Origin of the sequence: Paenibacillus sp. Soil724D2 (assembly GCF_001427935.1) — a bacterium.
Lineage (GTDB): Bacteria > Bacillota > Bacilli > Paenibacillales > NBRC-103111 > Paenibacillus_E.
Genome location: NZ_LMRY01000001.1, coordinates 763,372 through 788,651, shown reverse-complemented (window position 1 = coordinate 788,651; position 25,280 = coordinate 763,372). Strand labels below are relative to the sequence as shown.

Annotated in this window: 18 protein-coding genes; 15 read left to right on the top strand and 3 right to left on the bottom strand. The window is 44.1% G+C overall.

Annotated features, from left to right (window positions below):
- The first annotated feature begins 97 nt into the window (after positions 1 to 97).
- Together ASG85_RS03640 and ASG85_RS03630 are read left to right on the top strand one after the other, a co-directional pair.
- Positions 98 to 1,843, top strand: a complete 1,746-nt coding sequence (locus tag ASG85_RS03640) for a sensor histidine kinase (protein WP_057305338.1) — start codon at positions 98 to 100, stop codon at positions 1,841 to 1,843.
- 623 nt (positions 1,844 to 2,466) lie between these two features.
- On the top strand, positions 2,467 to 2,952 hold the full coding sequence (locus ASG85_RS03630; protein WP_060645371.1) for a hypothetical protein: 486 nt from the start codon (positions 2,467 to 2,469) through the stop codon (positions 2,950 to 2,952).
- Here ASG85_RS03630 and ASG85_RS03625 read toward each other — a convergent pair.
- The gene (locus ASG85_RS03625) at positions 2,949 to 3,473 is read right to left on the bottom strand and encodes a metal-dependent hydrolase (protein WP_057305335.1); all 525 of its coding nucleotides are present in this window, start codon (positions 3,471 to 3,473) and stop codon (positions 2,949 to 2,951) included. The genes ASG85_RS03630 and ASG85_RS03625 overlap by 4 nt on opposite strands.
- 230 nt (positions 3,474 to 3,703) lie before the next feature.
- On the opposite strand from ASG85_RS03625, the gene ASG85_RS03620 reads away from it, so the two are divergent.
- Together ASG85_RS03620 and ASG85_RS03615 are read left to right on the top strand one after the other, a co-directional pair.
- Positions 3,704 to 6,379: a family 78 glycoside hydrolase catalytic domain gene (locus tag ASG85_RS03620; protein WP_060645370.1), complete on the top strand. Its 2,676-nt coding sequence runs from the start codon at positions 3,704 to 3,706 to the stop codon at positions 6,377 to 6,379.
- A gap of 382 nt (positions 6,380 to 6,761) precedes the next feature.
- On the top strand, positions 6,762 to 7,043 hold the full coding sequence (locus ASG85_RS03615) for a late competence development ComFB family protein (RefSeq protein ID WP_060645369.1): 282 nt from the start codon (positions 6,762 to 6,764) through the stop codon (positions 7,041 to 7,043).
- Positions 7,044 to 7,121: 78 nt separating this feature from the next.
- On the opposite strand, the gene ASG85_RS03610 is transcribed toward ASG85_RS03615, so the two are convergent.
- Positions 7,122 to 7,772: a response regulator transcription factor gene (locus ASG85_RS03610; RefSeq protein ID WP_057305332.1), complete on the bottom strand. Its 651-nt coding sequence runs from the start codon at positions 7,770 to 7,772 to the stop codon at positions 7,122 to 7,124.
- Between the two features lie 281 nt (positions 7,773 to 8,053).
- Between ASG85_RS03610 and ASG85_RS37570 the strand changes: the two genes are divergently transcribed.
- The 9 genes from ASG85_RS37570 (at position 8,054) to ASG85_RS03570 (ending at position 20,792) form a co-directional block, all read left to right on the top strand.
- Positions 8,054 to 8,224 carry a hypothetical protein gene (locus ASG85_RS37570; protein WP_156390150.1) on the top strand — a complete coding sequence of 57 codons (171 nt, stop codon included), beginning with the start codon at positions 8,054 to 8,056 and terminating at the stop codon, positions 8,222 to 8,224.
- Between the two features lie 146 nt (positions 8,225 to 8,370).
- The gene (locus ASG85_RS03605) at positions 8,371 to 9,666 is read left to right on the top strand and encodes an ABC transporter substrate-binding protein (protein ID WP_057305331.1); all 1,296 of its coding nucleotides are present in this window, start codon (positions 8,371 to 8,373) and stop codon (positions 9,664 to 9,666) included.
- An 18-nt stretch (positions 9,667 to 9,684) separates the two neighbouring features.
- Complete coding sequence (locus ASG85_RS03600; protein WP_060645368.1) at positions 9,685 to 11,520, top strand: sensor histidine kinase; 1,836 nt, start codon at positions 9,685 to 9,687, stop codon at positions 11,518 to 11,520.
- Positions 11,498 to 13,036: a response regulator transcription factor gene (locus ASG85_RS03595; RefSeq protein ID WP_060645367.1), complete on the top strand. Its 1,539-nt coding sequence runs from the start codon at positions 11,498 to 11,500 to the stop codon at positions 13,034 to 13,036. Before ASG85_RS03600 ends, ASG85_RS03595 begins: the two co-directional genes overlap by 23 nt.
- 275 nt (positions 13,037 to 13,311) lie before the next feature.
- Positions 13,312 to 16,104, top strand: coding sequence for a beta-galactosidase (locus ASG85_RS03590; protein ID WP_057305328.1), 2,793 nt, complete (start codon positions 13,312 to 13,314; stop codon positions 16,102 to 16,104).
- 123 nt (positions 16,105 to 16,227) lie between these two features.
- The gene (locus tag ASG85_RS03585) at positions 16,228 to 17,097 is read left to right on the top strand and encodes an ABC transporter permease (RefSeq protein WP_414858671.1); all 870 of its coding nucleotides are present in this window, start codon (positions 16,228 to 16,230) and stop codon (positions 17,095 to 17,097) included.
- A gap of 48 nt (positions 17,098 to 17,145) precedes the next feature.
- Positions 17,146 to 18,054, top strand: coding sequence for a carbohydrate ABC transporter permease (locus tag ASG85_RS03580; RefSeq protein ID WP_057305326.1), 909 nt, complete (start codon positions 17,146 to 17,148; stop codon positions 18,052 to 18,054).
- A gap of 42 nt (positions 18,055 to 18,096) precedes the next feature.
- Complete coding sequence (locus ASG85_RS03575; RefSeq protein ID WP_057305325.1) at positions 18,097 to 19,704, top strand: DUF3502 domain-containing protein; 1,608 nt, start codon at positions 18,097 to 18,099, stop codon at positions 19,702 to 19,704.
- Between the two features lie 74 nt (positions 19,705 to 19,778).
- On the top strand, positions 19,779 to 20,792 hold the full coding sequence (locus tag ASG85_RS03570; protein WP_060645366.1) for a LacI family DNA-binding transcriptional regulator: 1,014 nt from the start codon (positions 19,779 to 19,781) through the stop codon (positions 20,790 to 20,792).
- 90 nt (positions 20,793 to 20,882) lie between these two features.
- On the opposite strand, the gene ASG85_RS03565 is transcribed toward ASG85_RS03570, so the two are convergent.
- On the bottom strand, positions 20,883 to 21,401 hold the full coding sequence (locus tag ASG85_RS03565; protein WP_268796092.1) for a GNAT family N-acetyltransferase: 519 nt from the start codon (positions 21,399 to 21,401) through the stop codon (positions 20,883 to 20,885).
- A gap of 474 nt (positions 21,402 to 21,875) precedes the next feature.
- Here ASG85_RS03565 and ASG85_RS03555 point away from each other — a divergent pair, with 474 nt between their 5' ends.
- Both ASG85_RS03555 and ASG85_RS03550 read left to right on the top strand, forming a co-directional pair.
- Positions 21,876 to 23,678 carry a sensor histidine kinase gene (locus ASG85_RS03555; protein WP_057305321.1) on the top strand — a complete coding sequence of 601 codons (1,803 nt, stop codon included), beginning with the start codon at positions 21,876 to 21,878 and terminating at the stop codon, positions 23,676 to 23,678.
- 3 nt (positions 23,679 to 23,681) lie between these two features.
- Positions 23,682 to 25,271 (top strand): response regulator, encoded by a 1,590-nt coding sequence (locus tag ASG85_RS03550; protein WP_060645363.1) that lies wholly within the window; start codon positions 23,682 to 23,684, stop codon positions 25,269 to 25,271.
- The last annotated feature ends 9 nt before the right edge of the window (positions 25,272 to 25,280 follow it).

The window sequence follows — 25,280 nt, the reverse complement described above, 5'->3', positions numbered from 1 at the left end:
TACTGAAAGAAGGGTAATTCCTCGATTTGTGTCGAAAATTATTTCATGTCAACGTTGTAATATTCAGTTTACATAAAAAAAGAAAGTGTGAAACTTCATGAGAATCAACACCAAAGTCATTTATGTTACCTTTGCTATTGTTATTTTATTGCTTGTAACGAATAACACCTCTTACTATTGGTTCACGAAATCTCTCCTAACGCAAGCGTTATCTGAACGTATGGAATCGACTGCGAGTCAAATTCGTACATCCATTGAGCAATCAGAAGAAGGTTCATTTTTTGTAGAAGATTTGATTGGTGAGAATCTTCGTTCAGTCGCGCTTTTCGCCAAGAGTCAGCTGGATCCGGATATTGAAAAAGTTTCGAATGAACAATTAATTGAGCTTGCCAGGCAAGCGGGTGTTGATGGCTTCTCGCTGATGAAGCGAAATGGTGATGATATTATGATAGCTAAGTCATCCGAGCCCAAGGAGCTTCAGATTACAAGTACCAAATCATTCGGTTATTGGTTTACGGCTTTTACCCAGCTTCTGGATAATCATCAAGTTACGATTGCTGAGGGGCAAAAGCTGCCTAATTTCTGGTCGGGCATCTATGAAGTTCCGGCATCAGGTTCGAGCAATGTAAGTAAGTTTGGGTACTTTTATGATGGAAGCACGAATTATTTAATATGTGTGTTTGTCAATGCGGATAAAATTCAGAAATTCAAGCAAATCGTAGGCGCGGATACGATCGTGAAGAAAACGCTCGCTTCGAATCCAGATATTATGGAAATATCGGGACTGAACGGGGTAACTTTTGGTACAAAGCCGATTGAGTATAAAGACAGTAGTGGGGTTCCATTTATATCGGTCTATGACCGCCCGGTTTTATTTGGTACATATAACATAACGAGTACGAAAGATTTGGATAATTACAAGGCGTCTATACTAGAAAATAAACCAGTTAGCGTAGTGGAAAATTGGAATGGGAAGCCTATTCTGAAAACGTTCATGTATGTTCCTGTTAAGGAGAAATTGACCGAAGTTCAAAGGGAAATTCCTTATGTGATTACCATCGTCTCGGATTATCAAACGATTCAACGTACTTTAAACAAGCAGCTCGTTCAGCTTACAGTTCTCATTGTTTTATTTACGATTTTTAGCTGTGTGCTTATCTATTTGGTATTCCGATTTATTACGAAAAGCCGTGAAACAGCTGTTCAGTCCACACAAGAAATGTACATTCAAAACGTGGATCACATGTTTGCAACGATACGCAGTCAAAGGCATGATTTTCTAAACCATGTACAAACCATGTATGCTCTGCTGTCTAAAGGAAAAAAAGAAGACCAAATGAAATACATGAAAGAATTAATTGAAGAAATCAATGAAGTGAACGATATCATTCGAATCGGGCATCCGGCTATTGCAGCTCTTATCCAAGCAAAGATTGCGCTTGCCATGAGAACCAAAATCGATTTCAATTACCATTTTACCGGCCTAGAAGGCTTGTCATTAGGTGTGAAATCTGTTGATATCGTGAAAATTATTGGGAACTTGATTGATAATGCGTTTGATGAGGTCAATAAATTCCCGCCAGACGAACGTGAAGTTATGGTTAACGGATGGTCGGAGTCAAACCATTTAACCATATCCGTAACAAACCCTGTTGATCCTGAATTCCAACTGGATGATTATAACAAAATGTTCACGATTGGCTACAGCACCAAAGGTGAAGGTGATCACCAGGGTCTTGGTCTATCGGTTGTGAAGGAACGAATCGAGTATTACAAAGGAACCATCGAAGTGTCTGTGGCAGACGGCTGCATCTGTTTCCAAATATCGGTTCCGATGCAATAATCATCGTATCCAAGCTTCTTTTAATAATTGAATCCCGCGCTCCATATTCTTCATGGTTATTCCGCCAAAGCCCAAGTAAATCTTGGGCTTTTTGTTGTTGGGCATTAATTCTGCCAGTTGAGAGCTGTATACACTGACCCTTTTTGCAAGGGCTAGGTCTTTTAACTTTTCTGCTGGACATGCAATATGGACCGTCAATTCAATGGATGCAAAAAGTCGCCGAAGAGGACTGTGAGATATTCAGTGCGACAATCAAGGGGCTGTCCCAAGTCATAAATGACTGAGGGGCAGCCTTCAATTATTAAAAGCAAAAAGAAACCGACAAAAACAAAGGAGCTAAGCACATACAAGTCGCTTAGCTCCTTTTTCATTCAAATATTCACGATTTTTAAACAATTGGATCTGTCCCACATCTCCATACTGTTAGGTTTTTTTTCGATGGCAAAGGAAAGTTAGCTGACTCAAGTTAGCGGAACGTCGAATCGTTATTTGATCAATGGGAACGATTTGGAGGTGAAAATCGCGAATAACGCATCGATTCAAATCCTTATGAACGGGGTAAGGATAACTAACGAATGAAATGAATCGTGAAATTTAATTGAATCGCAAGGGAGGAGCAAAGAATGAAGAAGTCAAAATGCCGCTACAAGGAAGAGTTCAAGATAAGTCTCATTCATTTATTTCCTCTGTTTGTGCTGTGTGCTTTCATTTCACCTGAAAAAAGGTTGATGTCGATGGAAGAAATCCAACCGGGTCCAACCTATGTGGCAGGAACGGTCATGCAAGTAAAAACCAATGAGTCGGAGACGGTTCTATTGATCTCCGTTCCTGACAATTTGGAAGTTCCGAGCGATCTGCTGCACCACTCTGAATTATTGGATGAGAATAATCCGATTCATTTGAGCGACCCTGTTATTTCTCCGAGAAATCGGGGGAAAGAAGTCGAGATCCTTTTCCAATCGAAGATGAAGAAGGGATTGAACGACTTCTTAGGTGTTCCTGCTGTTGGCGAGATCGTGCAGAGCTTAGCTGAGCCTGATGCTCAAGGAGCGTATCATGCGCAGTTTCTACTCAATGCCAATGGGGATTACATTGTTGCAACGAATTAAAACATAGAGCTATGACTCAAGATTTGAGGAAGTACATAAGTCCAAAAAGGGATGATTAGACTCATGGCCAGAAGTAGCCAACGGAAAACAGTCTCGCTCACTGAACCCGTGTCAATAGCTATCCATTTTGGGAGTAGACGAATCTTGAAGGGAATAGGCCAGAAGAGCTGAACCCCTCTATCATTGAATAAATCGATAAACGAGTGTGACGCGTAAGAGAGGATGAATACCCAGAAATATAAAGGTGATAAGGGCATTGCAATGACAACTAAGAGTAGTAGAAAAAGTAAGGAATGCGTGACGGTTCTATGCTTTACCTTCAGCAGCCGCAGCAGGGCAGATAAAGGAAAAAGAACCTTCGCCATTGTAGAACCTGGCTTATCGACATCCGCTAGTGTACCTGCCAAACATCCAAGTAAAAGAGCCCCAGCGGCATCCCATGTGAAGAAACTAATATCTTGATAAGTGAGAACGATTTCCGCGGAAATGAATCCGGCAATACTGTGTGTTTTTTGTAACATCTTAAGCTCCTACCCCTACGTGATTTTACGATAACTGTATACTATTCGCATGCGATTCCTAAATTGAGGGGAAGCCGAAAAAATAAATAATCCGTGTCGTATTCTACCTATAAGATTGTCTGAATCCACCTTCATATTGCCTCATATGATGCTCTACAATAGGACATATTGATGCTTACTTTATGAATAGGGCATAAGACATTTCTGATAAAAGTAGGAGGAGTTTTTAAATGGCGACACTCAATATTGTTAATTTGACATGCGAATACCGCGTCAACCCGATTGGGTTGGATACGACCCAGCCTCGCTTTACTTGGCAACTAGAATCGGACATCAAACATACCATCCAATCAGCTTATCACATCCAGGTTAGTAGGGTTGAAAATTCTTTCGAACCGAGTCGTTTGGTTTGGGATTCCGGTCACATACAATCGGAACAATCGGTGCTTGTTGTTTATGAAGGTCAAGAGATGCTGGCGCGAAATCGTTACTTTTATCGTGTCAAAGTATGGGATCAGTCTGGTCTGCAATCACCATGGAGTGAAATCGCTTTCTGGGAAATGGGACAGCTAAGTCCATCAGACTGGTCAGCCAAGTGGATTACACCTGATGCAGCTTCCATGGATCCCGACGCAGAAGAAGCTTTCTATATGAGGAAGACATTCACAGCACGTAAGGGAATTCGTAAAGCGACTATTTATGCAACGAGTCTAGGCATTTATGAGCTTGAACTCAACGGAGCTCGTGTCGGGGATTGGGAGTTCACACCCGGCTGGACCAGCTACCGACACCGTCTGCAGGTACAGACGTATGAGGTAACGAGCCTGCTGCAGCAAGGTGAAAAAAATACCCTTGGCGCCATGCTGGCAAACGGTTGGTATAAAGGTAATTTAGCTTGGAAGAATCAACGAAATATTTTTGGGGACGTTAGAGCTCTCTTCCTCGAATTGCATATCGAATACATAGACGGAACTTCGGAAATAACCGTTAGTGATGATTCCTGGCGTGCTTCTCTAGGACCAGTTCGGATGTCTGAGCTGTACCATGGAGAAACCTATGATGCTAACTTGGAGCTTAGCGGGTGGAGCCTGTCGACGTATCAGGACGAAAATTGGTGCCCGGTAACGGTTCTTGATCATTCCAAAGACATCCTAGTCATGCAAGAGAATGAGCCATCCCGCATTACCCAGCGTTTGAAGCCGATAACCGTTATTGAAACACCTTCTGGTGAAACCGTTCTTGATTTTGGGCAAAATATGGTCGGAAAAGTGCACATGCGATTGGAGCTTCCTGCTGGAACTCGTCTTCAGCTGCTGCACGCAGAGGTGCTGGATCTTGAAGGGAACTTCTATATTGGGAATTTGCGTCATGCGAAGCAGACGGTTACTTATGTATGCAAAGGTGGCGGGGAGGAACAATATGAACCCCATTTCTCGTTCCAGGGCTTTCGATATGTCAAAGTGGTGGGCTGGCCCAAGGATGCAGCATTCGATGTAGAGCGTTTCACGGGTCATGTCATTCATACGGACATGGCAGCTAGCGGCACTTTTGAATGTTCCCATCCCTTATTGAATAAACTTCAGCAGAATATTGTATGGGGACAAAGAGGCAACTTCCTGGATGTACCGACCGACTGCCCGCAGCGGGATGAGCGACTGGGTTGGACAGGGGATGCGCAAGTATTTATTCGCACGGCAGCTTTTAATTATGATGTGGCTCTATTTTTCACCAAATGGCTGCGTGATTTAAAAGCGGATCAACATGATAATGGCGGTGTTCCATTCGTCATTCCAGACGTACTTGGTCCGAATGACCACTCTTCCTCTGCATGGGGGGATGCAGCAGTCATTTGCCCCTGGACGATGTACCAAGTATATGGCGATAAGCGTGTTCTGGAGGAGCAGTATGACAGCATGAAAGCGTGGATTTCGTACATGCGAAGCCAAGGAGAGAATGAGTATCTGTGGAATACAGGCTTTCACTTTGGTGATTGGCTTGGGCTTGATGCCAAAGAAGGCAGCTACGTAGGAGCGACCCCTAGAGACTTAATCGCGACATGCTTCTATGCCTATTCGACTTCACTTTTCGTGAAAGCTGCGGAAGTGTTGGAACGCAGCGAGGATGCGGCTAAGTATAGTGAGCTTTATGAGCGCATTGTTGAAGCTTTCGAACAAGAATTCCTTACACCAAGCGGGCGTTTGGCTGCGCATACACAGACAGCACATGTGCTCCCGCTAATGTTTGGACTCGTGAAAGGAAGTACGCGTGATCGATTAGCAAAGACGTTAGCCGAATATGTCGAAGAGCAGAAGAATCACCTGACGACCGGTTTCGTAGGTACGCCATATCTGTGCCATGTATTATCTGAGAATGGCTACCATGATCTGGCTGTTAAGTTGGTTCAGCAGGAAGATTATCCATCATGGCTGTACTCGATTCACAAGGGAGCAACCACTATCTGGGAGCACTGGGATGGCATCAAACCGGATGGATCGTTCTGGAGTGATGATATGAACTCCTATAACCATTATGCATATGGATCCATTGGGGATTGGCTGTACCGCGTAGTGGCAGGTCTCGATTCCGATGATCAGCAGCCTGGATACAAACGGATTCATTTCCGTCCAAGACCAGACTCCGGCCTTGAATATGCGAAAGCATCGCTCGAATCTAGCTACGGCAAGATACGCAGTGAATGGAAGAAAGAGGCCGATGGCAAAGTAGTCTATGAGTTCCAACTACCTCCGAATACGACAGGCCTTGCAACCTTGAAAGGAGCGGCATTAGCTATGGCTACCGTTAATGGTCAAGCAGCCCAGATAGCATCAGGAGTGCTATCAGCAGCGGAAAGTGAAGGAGAGCTGCGGTTAGAGCTGGGATCGGGCACTTACATCATTATTTGTTGAGAAATGGTAACCAGAATATGCTGAGGGGGAACGTCGATGCGTTATTTGGTTGAAAAACACCCAAACACATGAGGAAGAGGAACGACGATTCGTTATTTCGCTGTTTTTACCTTCGGATCGTTCATTTAGATCAACTAGCGCACTCACGTTCCTCTTAATCGATTTCTAGTGGATATTTCCCATTATAACGAATCGTCGTTCCGCTAATCTGAGGTCAGGTAGCTATTGCCTTACGACCTCATTTTTTTTGTTTTCTGTGCCCCAAAGTGATATTTTCCCTTTTATCATTTATGGGAAAGCCCCTCTACTTTTTGATAACTTTTTGAATGGGAGGATATGAGTTATAATAGAGATATAGTTGAATTAAGAAGGGGTACCCACAATGGCAGTCTTCAATGCAATGGAAACGATAGTGATGAATTTGTTTGATGAGTTTCAAAAAAACTATGAAATGAAATGCGATTGCACTACTTGCAAAGAAGACGTGCTTGCTTTGGTTTTAAATAAAATTCCTCCGCGATATACCTCTAGTGAAAAGGGACAGTTATTTGTAAAAGGTCTTTATATCAATCCACAGCTGCAGTCCGATGTCATGCGAGAATTAATGGAAGCGGCGAATATTGTGGAGCATCATCAACATCATCGAGAAGAATCCCAACCATAAGAGAATAGCAATTAAAAAGACTGGTCTCTTCATCACGAAGAGGCCAGTCTTTTTTGCATTATTCATCGCATCAACCATCTATGGCCTGCGGTTAACTTCATAAATATGCTTGAATTGATTAAATTTATCTACGGCTTGTGCCCTTGATTTGACGCCTAATTTGTCATAAATTTTGCGTATATAATTATCAACGGTTCGCTTACTCATATGGACTTCCTCGGCCATTTGCTCGTTGGTTAGGCCTTGGACAATCATGGTCATCATATGTACTTCATCGTCGTCCAATGAATCGGTCTGATGCAAATTGCCGCTGTCCACTCTCATTTTATGAAAAACAGGGACGGGTATTACCGTGAAATTCTCTAACAAAAGGGTAACTAAGCTTTTAATAAGCGTACCGCTAGATTCCTTAGATATAACAGCACTAACCTCAAGTCCGATCAAATAATTGTAAAGATGGGATAATTCTATGCCCGAAAAAATGACAAGGTGGATGGCGGGATATTTCGCTTTAATGATTTTGGCAACCTCATCGCCGTATTGATCCGGAAGATTATAATCCAAAAAAACAATATTCGGTACATGCAAATCTACGAGTTCCAAGCATCGTTTGCCCGTACCGGCTATCCCTATAATCTGTATGCCCTCGATTTGCTGCAGTGTATTCGATGTCGCTTCCGCCATTAAGGGATGATCATCTACGATCAGAATCTTCGATTTCTTAATCATATGATACTTCCTTCCTGAGTTGGTAAGGGGATCCGAATGGTGAATTCAACGTCGCTGTTCAAGTCTTTCCTTAATTTTACCAAATTTCACAAAAAGATTGCAAATTAGATTTTATTGATCTGATTTTGCGTCTTTTTTCGTTATACGCAAAAAAAACTGCGCATTTATGGAAAAAAATGTGGATTTGCGAAAGAAAATATTGCGCTGTTATCGAAGGCGTTTCTATATATGATAAGTATAGGTAATCTTCCAAAATTAAGTAAATAAGGAGGGAATTCATATTGAAAAACGAGCAAATTGATGGCATGTTCGATTCTGTGTTAACGGATGTTGTGAAGCAAACGTACTGCAACTTACCCTTGCCCTCCGCTGAACAAATCCAACTTTCGATGAAGAAAATGATGAATATCATTGAAGCCAATGATGGTTGGAATTCAGTGAATGAAAGATAGGAATAACTAGAATTCAATAAGCGATGATTCGCTTGTATATACAACATACAACAGTCTATTTTCTCTGAAGAGGAAATAGGCTGTTTTTTTAATCGGCCATGTCCGTTATACTGTTTGTAAACGTTATCATGGAATGAGGGGGATGAATGAAGACTCGATTGTTAGCTCTAGGCATGACTGTAACTCTGATACTTACCGCTTGTCAAACCCAAACAGTAACAGTCGTTCCTAAACAGCAGCCCCAGGAGCAGACGCTTGCGTGGATACATCACTTTGATGAGGAGGGGGCGCGGAAATGGCTGGAGGCGGGGACACAGCTATTTACTAAACAACATCCGTCTTATGCGTTTACGTTGACAGGCGTGGATGGCGGCAATTATATGAGCTTGCTTCGCACGCGTGTGATTTCGAATAACATGCCTGATATCTATATGCTGGATAATATGGAATCCGCTCAGGATCTCATTCATAAAGGATATGCGATGGACTTAACGGGTCAACCCTTTTTATCGCAAATCGACGATAGGTTCCTGAATGGTGTGAAGACAGCCGATGGGAAAATATGGGCGCTCCCGATAGACGTGAATGGAGCGGGTGTCATTTACAATAAAGAAGCTTTCGCCCACGCTGGCATTCTAAGTCCACCAACAACGTGGCCGCAATTCTTAGCTGCGTGTGAGGCGCTGCAGAAGGCAGGAATTATTCCTATTGCAGCAGGCTACAAGGATAGTTGGACCCTAACTTGGGACATAGCAGCGGATCTTTTGGCTAATCAGTACGCTGCCGGCCACAACTGGATTGCTGAGATTGAAGCAGGTCGAACTTCGTTCGCTGAGGATCAAATTCACTTCAAAGACATTTTGAAACGATATGGAGAACGCTTGCGTTATGTGAACATCAAGCCGTTCGAAACCGATTGGAATCAAGCCCAAGGGCTCCTTGCTGAGGGGAAAGCCGGCATGATAATTAATGGCACGTGGACGGTTGACGGTGTTAAATCCAAGAATCCTGCGAGTAATCTGGGACTGTTCGCTTTCCCATATTCGAATAATCCCCAAGATGCCAAGTTTGGACTAAAATCAACAGGAGGAATTGTGATCAATCCCAAATCACCTCATAAGGAAGCGGCGCTTCAAATGCTGGAACTGTTCGCCTCGAAGGAAATGGGGACCATTTTTCAGACGAATAAGAAGGCTTTGTCTGTGATTAAAGGCTTGCCGAATGACTTTGATCCGACTTATGTGGAGCTGGATGAAACGTATATCCAAACAGGCAAAACGTATGACTGGTCGAGTTTGCCGACAGATTTTGTGAATCAGGATCTGCAAAAGGTGTTTGTCAATGCTCTCACGAAATTCGTTATTGATCGAAGCCACAATGTGGATCTTTGTATTCAAGAGTTGGATCAAGCATTCGATCGGATTCGTAAACCAACTAAATGACGGCAAGGAGATCTGCGTATGACAGCCACCACGTGGAACTTAGATCGGGTCAAGGACTTTCGCATCCGAACGAAAATATTTCTATCTAATATGATTCTTATCTTGTTCATTTCATCGGCGATTGGCGGAGTTGCCATCTATGCCTCTACGAAATTCATTGAATCGAATACAAGAGACCTTTCGATGCAGGTCATTCATCAAGTTTCCGACAATATTGAAATTAGGGCGAAGGAAGCATTCACTTCCTCCGTATACGTCCTTAGTGACAGTAATATTCGGCAAATTGCTGCTGAACAAGGTGAGCAAGTTACAGGTGACAACTATCCAGCTTTCCGCAGCCGTATGGAGTTCTTGCTGGCACAGTACGGGAATGGAAATCCATACATGAATGCTATAATGATTCAAACACGAAAGGGACAGGTGTACTGGTGGGAAAATAAAAAAGGCTTGGATCATACACTAAATCATGAAGAAGTAACCGCGATGACGAGCAAATCTTCTGATTATTTGAAAAATCATGACCTAAGCATCAGCTGGTCGCCTTCTCTGAGAAAGCAAAAAGAAGTGTTCCTTATCAGAGATTTCGTTGATCTGAGTCAAATAGATCAAAGTCTTGGCACGATAGTAATCAGTATCGATTCGGATTATTTCTTATCCCTGGGGAGTAATAGCTCAATTATTAAGCAAAATAATGTTGCAATTCTCAATCCTTTGAATGAACTGCTAGCGGGTGGCGGGACCCCTGGTATGGACAATCTTATCTCGAGGAGCCTAAGTCATCCGCTTAAGGAAAATGATATCTCTATGGCAAATGTCGATAATGCTGGGGCGGGGAGTTATTTATTCGTCCAAGAACGAACAGCAACGCTGGGCTGGCGGGTGCTTTGTTTTATTCCGATGTCAGAGCTTCTGTCCAATACACGCGTGTTAGTTTTTGTGATTGCTCTCGTTTCGCTGCTTGCCGTTCTGATATCTACCGGAATTGCCGTATTACTTTCAAATTCTACGACGCGAAATATCAAAATCTTGGAACAAACGATGCGCCGGGTCGAAGATGGCAATTTCGATGTCCGCATTATCCCGCTTGGGCGAGATGAGATTGGGAGTTTATCGATACGGTTCAATTTTATGCTGTCTCGGATTAACGAGTTAATAAACACGGTGTATAAAGAGCAAATTGCCAAACAACAGGCTGAATTTACCGTCCTTATGAGTCAGATTAATCCTCATTTCCTTTATAACACACTAGGTACTGTGAAATGGTATGCTCGTATGAACCATCAAGCCGAGATTGAGCAAATGGTCACCTCAGTTATTGAATTGTTGAAATCCTCAGTACGGCGTGTCGGTGAATTTCACAGCTTGGAGCAAGAGATTAACCAATTAAAAAACTATATTTATATTCAAAAAATTGGTTATGGCGATGCCTTTCACATGGACTATGAAGTGGATGAACGGTTGTTGGAAAGCGAGGTGCCTTATTTCATTCTCCAGCCGCTTGTCGAAAATGCGATTCTTCACGGCATCGAAATGTCCAAGGGGAGTGGACGTATTGTACTTTATGCGCGCATAGAAGAGAAGCAGCTCCTACTCATTGTCGAAGATAACGGAATTGGTATGGAAGCTGAACAGGCGCTTAATCTATTGAACACAGCAACACGTAAAGAATCGGTTCCTGGAGTGACGAGTATCGGCATTCACAATGTGAATGAGCGCATTCAGCTGTATTATGGGGAGAAATATGGCCTTAGCTACGAAAGTGCACCAGGATTAGGTACGAAAGCTATTGTTCGAATTCCGCATAGAACGCATCGTCAAAGGAGGAATGAGCATGTTGAACGCCATGATCGTTGAAGATAATGCGATATATCGGTATGCAATTAAAACGATCATTCGTTGGGAGGATTATGGGTTCCAAATTGTGAGCGAAGCACTTAATGGCGTTCATGCACTCGATATTCTGCAGCATCAGCACGTGGATCTTATTGTGACGGACATTTCGATGCCTGAAATGAACGGCATTGATCTGATCCAACAAGTAAAGCAAAAGGATGAATCCATCAAAATTGTGGCACTCAGCTCCTTCGATGATTTCCGATTCGTGAAGGAAGCCCTCAAGCTTGGAGCAGAGGATTATTTGTTAAAGCATGACCTCGAACCTGCCGCTTTACAGCAGCTATTAGAACAAATGAGCGGCAAGATTATGGAAGATCATAAACGAAGAAAACAAGCGAGTATCCGTGATGCCAGCTTTCAAGAGGTGCGTTGCCTATTGGGGCGAAAGCTTCTCTTAGACGAGTTGAAGCGGGCGGAGGACATCGAAGATCAAGCGAACGCTGTTCATTTTCCAATTCATGGAGGTCCTACGGCAGTCGTTGTGATCGATGCTAGCTTTAAAGTCCTTGCGGATGATTCTAAGGAAGAACAGTCAGCGTACAAAAATATGGTTATACCGATTTCGGAGCGGAGAACTGCGGTCATTACATATTTTCCGCAGGAGAAGAGTGAACACAAATGTATGGAGGAGACACTCCGGCAAGCATCGCAGCTATATGCCCGGATGAAGAAGATGGGCTCTGTAACAATGGGAATTAGCTCGATCGGCTATGGATTGAAGGATTGGGCGGTGCTATATAAGCAAGCTGAAACTGCCTTAAATCAATACGTTTATGAAGGAACGGGCCAACTCTATGCCTACACGTCCCTTCAGATCAATGACAAGGTTGAAACGCTGGCCGGAATCACGATTCAGCCTCTGGTTGCAGCGATGAAAAACGGTTTGTTCACTGCTATTGAAACGCAAACTGAGCTTTTGTTTCAAGGCCTCATTCAAAGGAAGCCGCCTATAGCTGAGCTGCGCAGCCTGCTGTCAGAGTTAATGATACAGCTGAAAACATTGGCTATAGAGAGGAACAGGTCCTCTGATCAGTTTGAACATGAGCATAAACAGGTTAGCCAGACGATAGAAGCCTTACAGCCTCTGCAGCAAGTGAAGCCGTTATTTCTAAATTTAAATAAACAAATTGCTGGGAATAAGGCTGAGCACACAATGATGCGGAAGGAAATCCAAGGAGCAATCGCCTATATGGAAGAGCACTATGCTGAAGACATCACGGTGGCAAGACTCGCAGAAGTTCTCCATTTGAGCGCGAATTACTTATCCAATCTGTTTAAAAGCGAGACGGGGATGCGGATTGTTGAATATATGAATCGATGCCGGATTCAGAAAGCGAAACAGCTGCTTCAAGACCCTGCATGGAAAGTATATGAAGTTGCTGAGAGAACAGGATTTCAAGAAACTTCTTACTTTTGCAAAGTATTTAAAGAGCTAGAAGGGAAAACGGTCAAGGAATTTAGGCGCAATGGTTGATGGTTCAAGATGAATGATGATAAATTCTGTGAATTATATAAGAAATCAGTGTTATATAGAATGCAAGAGGCTGCGAATTTGGTTAAAATTCGGAGCTTTTTTTATTTTGCGTGGGGCTATATCTTCGTAGTTTTGTTATATAACTTGATGTTTCTTTCAATGTAAGCGCTTTTAAAATAGCTTATACTAACTTCATAAAGAACAGCAAGCTAGGCATCCCAAGCGGATGAAACGGGTTTCATAAATGAATGAGGGTAGATCAAGGGGGTTAGCCATTGTATTTAGCAAAAAGTGAGGAAGCAGTGATTCAATTATCGTCAGAAGCACTGCGTATAGATGGAAAATCAGAAATTATACTTTGTGCCTCCTTATTTTATTTTCGATTACCACGCGGTTTATGGAAAGAGAGACTACATAAAGTTAAGGCCTTTGGATATAACGCTATTGATGTGTACTTTCCTTGGAATCATCATGAGACAGTGGAAGGAGTTTGGGATTTTACCGGAGAGAAGGATGCGGCTCAGTTTCTTCAGGATGCTGCAGATGTTGGACTGTGGGTGATTGCACGACCAGGGCCGTATATTTGCTCGGAATGGGATGGGGGAGCACTTCCAGCTTATCTTTTCGTCAAAGAAAATCTTCGCTTAAGGGATAGCGATCCTGCCTTCTTGCGGCATGTGGCCAGGTGGTATGAACAGATTCTTCCCATCCTGAAGAAGTATGAAACGGGTCAAGATGGCACCATCATTGCTGTCCAATTAGACAACGAGCTTGATTTCTATCCTTGCTCTGATCCCAAAGGGTACATCTCGGCGCTAAGAGATCTAGCTTTGCAGCATGGGATAACCGTGCCGCTCATTGCTTGCGCCGGACAAGGCGGCTTGTATGAGGCTTCAGGTTTTGCTGAAGGCGTTGTGCCAACATGTAACTTCTATCCAAATGACCAAGACCCTGCTTTCGAAGAAAAGGTGCTCTTCTACAGAGAGGAATTGGCTCGTCGGGGGCTGCCCTTACTCGTCACAGAGACGAATCGTTCGCACTTCTTGCTTCGCAGATTGTTATCGGCAGGAGCGAAGCTGCTCGGACCCTACTTGCAGGCTTCAGGGACGAATTTTGGCTTTACCAATGCAGCCAATAATTGGGGGAATCCTCTTTCTTTTCTTACCTCGGATTATGATTTCCATGGGATGATAACGCCCGAAGGACACATACGAGAGGAAGCTTATGAAGGAAGAATGCTGCATCGTGTGATTCAAACGTATGGCGCTTCCTTGGCAGAGGCTAAGCCTGAGCTCACAAGCAGTGACTCAGCCCCTTATCGGTTAGCGTTAAAGCAAGGCGGCGAGCTGCTCTTCCTATGCCAAGTCAATGAGCAAGATGAAACCGCTTACTTTCATGTGGGAGAAGATGCCATACCCCGTTATACCACACTCGTCGCAAAAGCTAGCCGCTGTCCGATCCTTCCCGTGCAGGTGCCTTTGCTGACTTGGGGAATCGCTGAAGGGACACTGGCCTACGCAACTGCAGAACTGCTGCTGGTGAAGCAGCTTGAGCAGCGCACGTTGTTCGTATTTCATACGGAGGGCGAAGGCGAAATTCGTCTCTGCTTTAATACGGATGTGCAGACAGAGGCTGGCACGATGACGTTACACGAAGCTGCGACAGGAGATCAGGTAACGGTATCCTTTCAATCGGGCGAGCAAGAGAGATTTGCTCGGATTCACTTAGTAAGCGGTCACGTTATCGAATTGATAGGGATGAGTCGTTCACGTGCTTTGATGTTAGAAAATATGGAAGATGAAGGCGAGCTGCATGTTGGCAAATGGGTAGAACGAGTCTCCGAAAGCCGCGATGTTGAACTTAGCTGGTCTCAAAGCTTAGTGAATCCCTTGAATACCCTTGCGGATGAAAGCTTATCGATCGGTGACACTGCCGATTATCTGGAGAAGCATGGTGTTTATCGAGGTTTCGCCTGGTACACCTGTCAATTATCACTATCGCTTGAGAAAAGCTGTTTAGGCATTATCGTTCAGCAGGCAAGTGATGTCGTTTCTGTCTATTCCGGTGAAACGTACCTTGGTACTGCAACACCGGGTGGAGGAAGTCAGTTCCTTCCGATTCCTACCGGCTCTCGCGTAGAGCCAGATCTGGTTGCTCGTGTCGAGATATGGGGACATACCAATTTCCATGATACGAATTTGCCGGGTCTGCACTTAAATGCTCTGAAAGGGCTAACGGGCATAGCTGGAGTAACGTCGGTTAGGGAAATAAACCAAAACTGGCGATTCAAGCTTATGCAATTCGGAGAGCACAAGGACGATTACGCAGCATCAGACTATGACGATCGACAATGGCCGATTGTGAGTGTTGGAGGGTGGCTCTCCGCAGAACAGCCCGCCCATCAATGCTACCGCAAACAAGTAAAGCTGTCGAAAGAAGCGGATACGTGGATTCTCCACACGCCTGGTAATTTCTCGCACGCCTATGCTTACGTGAACGGGCACGCACTCGGTCAATTGAATCCGCTCAATCCTTATCTTGATGTTACGCCTTATGTAAGGGCGGGAGATACGGCAACATTAACGCTATTTCTGGATAAAACGTATGGTTCTCTTAGCGGAAATATAAGTCTCTACGAAGGAACAGCTGCTAAACAGTGGACATTATCCTCCTGTCAGGAGAATGGCTTACTGCAGCATGCCAAAGCGTCGGCGCTTAAGGCTCTCCCCGTAGAAGGAGCTATCTCCTTGATACCGGGTACCCTGTCATGGCTGTACGGTGACCTTCGTGATGATAACCAAGGATTAGGCTGGAGGGTTTATGTCAATGGCAGCAATATGAAGCTGACCGTATTCTTCAACGGACACCTAGTTGGCCGTTTGTGGACGCAAGGCGGTGCCAACAGACCTATATTCCGTGGCGGCAGCGATGAATCCTTTTATTTACCGGGACCGTGGTTTAAGGGTGGCGAATCTGGAAATGAAATAGCCATCTTACTGGAGGCGGTATCGGCCTCTGAAGATGCCTTGCTAGAGCCTCTTCGCTTCGTACCCGTAGCCGCAGTTTAAATTGAAAGGAGAGTACGCATGAAAACTGCCATATCAGCAAGCTCATTAGAAGCGGCGCCTATTTCTGTCAAAAAGCGTATAACCCCACTGCGCAGATTTTGGTCGTATCGAACATTAGTCCTCATGTGTGTTCCTGCGATTTTATTTTTCTTAGTCATGTCGTACCTTCCAATGCCAGGGCTTTATCTCGCATTCATTAATTATAACTATTCTGCGGGAATCTTCGGCAGTCAGTTCGTTGGGTTTGACAATTTCAAATTTCTAGTGACCTCTGGGGCACTTTGGAAATTAACGTTTAATACGATTGCTTACAATTTAGCTTTTATTGTTTTTGGAAATATATTGCAGATTGGTATTGCCATTTTGCTGAACGAGCTTCGTAAAAAGTGGTTTAAAAAGCTTTCACAATCACTGATGTTCCTGCCATTTTTCATATCCTTTGTCCTTGTGGGCCTTATTGCTTATAACATTCTCAGTTATGACTTTGGACTGCTCAATGGGATTCTCAAATCGATCGGTTGGGAGCCGCTTAAGACCTACTCGAATCCAACGATTTGGCCTTTTATCATCGTCATTACGTTTCTTTGGCAGTCGACAGGGTACGGCTCCATCGTCTATTTCGCTGCGATAATGGGATTGGACTCAGAGATCGTAGAAGCCGCAGAAATTGATGGGGCGAATGCCCTGCAGCGAATTCGTTATATCGTGCTTCCTTGGCTAAAGCCGACGTTCATTATTTTGTTGCTTTTTTCATTAGGCGGTATTCTCCGTGGTAACTTTGGATTGTTCTATAACTTGGTCGGTGCCAACAATACAGCCCTTTTTGATGCGACAGATATTATTGAAACGTTCGTGTTCCGCTCTTTGATGAACAACTTTAACTTTTCTCTAGGAAGCGCTGTCAGTCTTTATCAGTCCGTGTTTGGCTTCTTTATTGTCATCACAGCCAACTGGCTGGTTAAGAAAGTTTCGCCTGAAAACACGCTGTTCTAATTCAACATGTAAGTGTTCATCAATTTAGATTGGTTAGGAGGGACATACGTGGAACAAGTCATCGCACGTCAAAGGGGAACTGATTTCTCATCGGTGGCCATTCGGCTATTCGGCTACTTCTTTATTGGTCTATTTGCAATCTTCTGTTTAGCACCTTTTCTTCTCGTCCTTGGGACGTCGTTCACAGCAGAGAAATCAATCACGTTACACGGCTATAATTTGTGGCCTAGAGAGTTTAGTACGTTTGCTTATAAAATTGTCTTCGAGAACCCTGGCGTCATCATCGGCTCTTATGGGGTCACGCTCGGCATTACGCTGATTGGAACAACCATTGGACTATTTATCGTAGCCATGACGGGTTATTCCTTGCAGCGTCCTGATTTTCCTTATCGCAATCGGATCTCCTTCTTCATTTACTTTACAACGTTGTTTCAAGGCGGGGTTGTCCCCTTTTACTTAATTATGACGCAGTGGCTGCATCTGAAGGATAACTATTTGGCTGTCCTGCTGCCCGGACTGATGAGCCCTTTTCTCATTATTATGATGAAAAGCTTCGTTAGATCCATTCCGCATGCGATTACAGAATCGGCCAAAATGGACGGGGCGGGTGATTTCAAGATTTTCACCAAGCTCATCCTGCCTATGACAACACCGGCACTGGCGACAATTGGATTGTTTATTGCTTTGGGTTATTGGAATGAATGGTACAATGCGATGCTGTTCCTATCGCCCGATTTGAAGTATAGGCCGCTTCAATTGTTCCTGTACAACGTCGTAACAAGTGCCGATTTTATCAAAAACTCATCGGTTTCCTCCAATGTACAGCCAAGGGATATGCCGCTAGAGTCCATGAAAATGGCTACCGCCGTAGTTGCAACGGGACCGGTCATTCTCTTTTATCCGATGGTGCAGAAATATTTTATCCAAGGTATTACCGTTGGTGCTGTTAAAGGCTAACGCAAAGCATATACCAAAATGATTATGGGGAGGCAAATCCGTATGTTCAAGAGAAAAAAGAAAGCGCTTAGTGTAGCTCTGGCAGCGACGCTTGCTGTAAGCTTGACGGCGTGCACCACACCTAGCAGTACAGGAACTAGCTCCACGGATAAAGGGACAGCGACTGCTACGGCAACAGGGACAGCAGCACCATCCGGCAAAATTGACACCTCCGAGTTCCAAACGATTTCCTACGTGATGTTGGGGGATAAACCGAAGAATGGTCAATTTGAAAAGGTGATGGAGAAGGTCAACGCCATTTTGAAACAAAAAGCAAATGCAAAACTGGAAATTAAATGGGTTGAATGGGCCGATTGGCAAACCAAATATAATCTTTTGCTTGCTTCAGGAGAACCAGTTGATTTGATTACGGTTGCAACAGATTGGTTGGATACGTGGCAGAATGCCCAAAAAGGTGCTTTCCAGCCGCTGGATAAGCTGCTTCCTGTGTATGCGCCGTTAACTTGGAAGGAAGTACCGCCAGAGAACTGGGCTGAAACGAAGTACAAGAATCAGATCATGCTGATTCCTGAAGATCATTATACGCAGTGGGTTAATCACGGTTTCTTGTATCGGGGCGATTGGGCCAAAGAGTTTGGGATCACGACGCCGATTACAGATTGGAAGCAGCTGGAGACCTATTTCCAAGGTGTGAAGGATAAGAAGCCAGGCGTTGTTCCTTGGGATGCGAATGGTACCGCCGCAGGTAATATTGGTGGCTACATCAATTCCTACACAGATGCGATTGAACTTCCGGTTAGTACAGGTCTCTTCGGTCTAATCTACGGCAAATCCTATGATGAGAAGTATAAAGCCTACAGTCCTATTCTTGATGATACCTTCGTGAATTTTGCCAAACTCATGAAGGATTGGGGCGACAAAGGCTTCTGGCGAGATGACGTGCTGAACTATAAAGGCGATAACCGTTCAGAGCTTGAGGCTGGTAAGACAAGCGTTGATCAGCATCATACGCAAACCTTCCTTGGTGAACGTATCAAAATGGATAAGCTGCAGCCAGGATCGGATCTCCAGTTCTTTCCATTCTCGGCTACACGCAACAATCTCGTATCCATGTCGATCACGCACGGAGGGACTTCCATTGGTGCGAAAAGCAAGCATCCGGAGCGCGCTCTGATGGTCTACGAGCTGATTCGTCAAGACCCGGAAGTGTATCGTTTGATGAATTACGGCTTGGAAGGCGTGCAGTACGTCGTCAAAGATGGCAAACGTTTCCGTCCAGATGGTTATGATGTACAAAGAGACGAATTCTATTCCAACTTCTGGGGTGGACGTATCGATAAGAATGAAATTCCAGATGGCAATGAGTATTCAGGAAAAGGCGCGATTTATGCATCCTATGACAAAATCAAAAAGCCATTCCCATATGGCCGATTCGTTTTCGATAAGGGACCTGTGTCAAACGAGCTGACTGCGGTTACTCAAGTTGTTGGACAAATGGGACCTGCGATTCTTTATGGCAAAGCGGGAGACCCAGTCAAAGCAGTTGATGATTTCCGCGCGAAGCTGAAAACAGCTGGTTTTGATAAGCTGATGGCTGAAGTCCAAAAACAATTGGATGCCTTCAAAACCACTGTAGAAAGCAGCAAATAAGGATAAAGATATCGAAGGTCTGTCTCTGAACAGGCCTTCGATCTTTACATTTTGACGTAACGGAGAGTGTATTCTTGGAATCTATAACCGTCTATGATATTGCCCGAGAAGCGAACGTCTCCGTCGCGACAGTTTCCCGTGTTCTCAATGATACCGCACCCGTTCGAACCTCGACTAGGCAGAGGATTATGGCGATTATTGAAAAGCATAAGTTTCAGCCCAATGCGTTGGCACGCAGTCTGGTGAATAAGAAAACGGGCATGATTGGCGTTTTATTCCCAGATAGCAGTAACATGTTTTTCCCTGAGGTGTTCGGAGGGGCAGAGAGAGCTGCGATGAAGCTGGGATTCACACTCTTTCTATGTAATACATTTAGCAACTTCAGCAGAGAATCTGAATATTTAAATCTGCTTTGTGAAAGGCAGGTGGAAGGGCTCATTTTCATGGGGGGACGAATTAATTCACGCCATTGCCCGGAGTTGCTCGTACAGGAAGTCGTGGATATCCAGAAGAGAATTCCAATTGTCTTAATTAATGGCAGTCTTCCGGGGCATCCCTGTCATCGGGTGAAAACGGACGAGTATGTGGGGACCCAGCTCATTATGCAGCACCTTATTAATCGCGGGCATCGAAGCATCGGCTTCATAGGGGGAAGCGCTGAAACGACAACAACCATGGAAAAGCTGCAAGCCTACAAAAGTACGCTGGGAGCGAATGATCTCCCTTTTCGCAAACAAATCGTACGCTTGGGAGACTTCTCTATGGAATGCGGCCGCAAGTTGATGGATCAGTTCCTTACGCTGCCAAATTGTCCAACGGCCTTTCTTTGTATTAACGATTACGTAGCCATTGGTGCTATGAAAGCGGCTATTTCACGCGGGCTGCGGATTCCCGAAGACATCGCGATTGCAGGGTTTGATGACACCCAATTAGCTTCTGCGATGAATCCCGAACTGACAACTGTTTCGCAGCATAGTGAAGAGCTTGGGAGTCAAGCGATGGCATTATTATCGAGATTGATTCAGAAGGAAAAAGTGAAGAAACTGACGGTTCTGGAGCCTAAGCTCATTGTTAGACAGAGTACATAATGAGAAAGAAGTGTGCTGACTCAGCAAGAAGTGGCAGTTGGTTAAACAATAGGATAGAAGAGAAGTCCGAGCGGTTACGACTCTCGGACTTTATGTATTATTAATAAAAGCAAGCATGATCACATCCAGAAATGTCCGCGTGACTTCATGCATCAGATATTGATGCATCAGTCCTTCTTGCTTAAAGCCCAGCTTCTCCAATACCTTCAAAGAAGCTTTATTTTCAGGAAATACTTCTGCTTGAATACGATGTGCGCCAATATGTTCCCGACTAAAGGCAAGAACAGCTTCAAGTGCTTCGGACATGATGCCCTTATTCCAATAATGACGGTTTAATTCGAAACCAACGTTGAGAGGAAGAAGAGGCTTCTTTTCAAACGTATCTCGAATCGGCATGAACATGACGGTGCCAATTAAGGTGGGATCGGTCTTCAAAGATATCCCCCAAGGGAATAGCCGTTTATCTTGAAAATATTGATTCCATGAGTGAATTAAGTCTATGGAATCTTGGACAGAGGCAGGGCCATTCCAGTCTAGATATTGGGTGACCTTGGAGTCGGAATAGAAGAGATAAAGATCCTCAGCATCCTCAGTGTTCATTTGACGCAAACATAAACGGTTGCCAAGAAAGCGAGTATGGAAGCCATATCCAGCTATGGCATTCGATTGGCAGAAAGCTATGTGCAAGGGATCGATGCAAGTAGATGGGAACAATTTTTAAAAGATCCGAAGGAGAACGAGCTGTATTGGAATATCAGGCAGGAACTAGACCAATACCGTACGCAAAGCATCTGTTGTAGATATAGCGAATATTGCAAAAGCTTCATCCGACGGAACGCAGAACATTCACAAGCTGACACAGGATCAACTTAAGATTGCCCAAGAAATAGCTGACTCAGCAACGGCTTTGAGCGGATTAACGGATGAAATGCGATTATCTATTCAACGAATTAATGTGTAAATATGAATATAGATTTGGCTAGTTTCAATGAGTAGACGAATCCTATACAATATAACCGACAGGTATTGCCTGACGGTGGATTGTATAGGTTTTTTTAGTTTTTGATAAGTAGGGGGCAAACCATGCAGTTTCTACAAAAATATATAACCATGCCTTGGTTTCGTAATCAACGTATTCGCTATAAAATTATCATGATTTATTTTCCTCTAATCTTCGTGCCTTTATTTGTACTAGGTTTTGTTTCGAATCAGGTGTACACGAATGCGATTGTCAAAAAGACGATTAAAAATGTTTCGGATAACTCGTCCCTCATTATTACGCGCATCACAGGCATGTTAACGAATGTAGAAAGCTGCGCCAATATGCTGACGATCAATCTCAACAAATTAATCGTAGAAGACCCGCAATCTCAGGGGACAGCGGAAACGAGCTTACAGATGTACACGCAGATTACGAATCAGTTGAGCTTTGCCCTGCTTGTATTTCCCGATGTCCAATCGGCTGCGTTTATAGATGCGAATGGTCGAGTTTTTGGATCTAATCTCCTTATGGAACGGAATCGGGAGTTGATCGCGAGCAGTGAAATGCTTAAACAGGTTGACGCCTCCATTGGCAATAAAAATATTTGGTTTCCCATGCAGCAGCGTAATTACTTGACCCCTGATTCGCAAGAAATTGTCATGACGCTAGGTAAGCGGATTGTAAATATTTATACGGGACAACAGCTCGGTATGCTCGTACTGAATATCAAAGAAAGCACCTTATCTGCGATTTATCAGAAAATCGGCTCCATCCAGGATGGCAGCTATTTTATCGTGAATGAGGAAGGCGTCGTTATTTCATCACAGCACCCTGAGGATTTACTTCAAGAAGTTGCCGATCCAACGATGAAAAACTGGATTACTTCCAGTAAGGATACGTCGGATCTAACCTCTTTTCAACATGAGAAAACGCTTGTCGTAAGCTCCGATGTTCCTAGCTTTGGGTGGAAGCTCATCTCGATGGCTCCGCTTGAATCTCTAACCGCAGATACGCGTAAAATCACTGTCCTTATTGTATGTATTGGGTTGATCTGTTTATTTTTTGCTTTACTTGGTGCGGGTATGCTTTCGCAATTGATTGCCAAACCGATCATGGGGCTAACCAAACATATGAAGAAGGTCAAAGAAGGCAGTCTGAACATTGAATTCCAGGTGAATTCAGAGGATGAGATTGGTTTATTGGCTTCGGGCTTCAATGCCATGATCAGGCGAGTTCAAGAGCTGCTGACGAACATTAATTTTGAGCAAAAGAAGAAGCGTGAATATGAGCTGGCGCTTATTCAGGCGCAAATTAAACCGCATTTTCTGTATAACACGTTAGATGTTATTTACACCTTGTCAGAAATGGGACGAGCACGGGATGTACAGCGAACAACCAAAGCGTTGGCCGATTTCTATCGCGTTGCTCTGAGTAAAGGAAGAGAGACGATAACGATCGAGGAGGAAGTCCGCAATGTGAAGGATTATTTATCCATCCAGCGTATCCGTTATTCCGATGTGTTTACCTTTGAATTTGATATCCGGGGTGAAGTGCTCGGTGGTCTTATCCCGAAATTAACCATTCAGCCGCTCGTAGAGAATGCGATCTATCATGGTCTTAAAACGAAGGGCAGCCTGGGGCTTCTAAGGGTAACAGGTGAAATTGTGGAGGGTAAAATCAAGATTATCGTCAGCGATGACGGGGTTGGCATGCTGCCGGAGCGGCTTGAGGCTCTTGTGAAGAAACCGGAATCTCCAGAGCAAGCAGTTGGCTATGGGTTAAGGAACGTGAATGACCGTATACAGCTTTATTTTGGCGATGATTATGGCCTACAAATTGAAAGTCAACTAGGGCAGGGCACAGAAGTTACATTATGGCTCCCTTTTCAAAGTGAGGAAGGTTAAAATATGCAGAAAATACTAATTGTGGATGATGAATCCATTTTCCGGGAATACTTGCGAACGGCATTAGATTGGGAAGCTTATGGATTTGAAATATGCGCAGAAGCCAAAAATGGGGTCGAGGCGTTAGAACAAGTTGACGTGCATCGTCCTGATATTGCCCTTGTGGATATTACCATGCCGTTTATGGATGGACTCACGCTGACGGAGCAATTGAAGGAGCGATATCCAGCGACAAGCGTGGTGCTGATTACGGGCCATAACGAATTTGATTATGCTCGAAAGGCGCTTAAGCTTGGGGTTGAAGATTACATTCTTAAGCCTTTTTCGAAGGATGAATTGGTGCTGACATTGCTTAAGCTTCAGAAGGAGCATCAGAGGGCTCAAGAAGAGAAGTCCACACTGAAGGAAAATCAGCAGTTGATGAAGGAGAGCTTCCTTAATCATTTGTTAAGCGGTGATTACAACCATTCCTATGAGGAGACCAGTTTAAGACTTCAACAGTTCGGAGAATCCTTCGAGTCCCTATGTTTTGTGGTCGCGTGTATTGAGATTGATAACATGGATCTCAAGTGGAACAAAGTGAGTGAACGTTTACTTTGGAAATATGCGGTAACGAACATTCTGAACGAGGCGCTCGAGGAAACGGAGAATCACTTGATTTTCAATGGACCTGAGGGGCGCATTATTTGCTTGGTGGAGCACCAAGGGGATGGTGAGCTGGAAACTCCTGCGTTAGGCGGTTACGAGAAATTATGTTTCCTGATCAAGAAATATTTGAAATTTACAATCACAGTCGGTGTAGGTCGGAGTCAGTCCGGCTATCAGGGGATTCGTACTTCCTATTTGGAGGCGCTTGAAGCCTTGCAGAATAAGTTTGTATTGGGGAATGATCGTGTTATCGCATACGGATCAGAAGCTTTGGAGTCAGGGACTCAAGCCTTCTATCCCACGGAAGTGAATGAAGAGCTGCTCGTACAATTACGCATGCAAAATGGGGATAAGGTAGATGCTAAGTTGGAAGAAATTTTCCAAACGATTCGTGATCAGCGGCTATCCTTAGACTACACCTATGTCATTAGCATGGGACTTATTTCTGTTTGTTTGTCTTATGTTACTGAAACTGGACATCCGATTGAAGATTGCTTCGGAGAAGCCTTTTTTCCCTATAGTGAAATTAAACGGTTGGAATCCATTGACGCCACATCTGTATGGATCAAGGAATTGTTTAATCAAGCTATTCTTTATACGGGGAAGTACCGAAAGACCCGATCGTCGAAAATTGCTCAATCCGCCAAAGAATATATCGAGCTTCATCACGGAGATCCCGAGCTGCAATTGGATCAAATTGCCCAGCAGGTGTACATCAATCCCAGCTATCTCCGGGCTGTTTTCAAGAAAGAAATCGGCATGACGGTCACAGATTATGTCACGCATGTTCGTATGCATAAAGCGAAGGATTTACTCGGTAAAGGGAACATACGCCTTGCGGATATTGCCGAAAAAATCGGCTTTAACGATCCTAGCTACTTCAGTAAAAGCTTTAAGAAATTTTTTGGATATTCCCCTAGTGAGTATGAGAATAACCGCTTATAAATTTCCTGA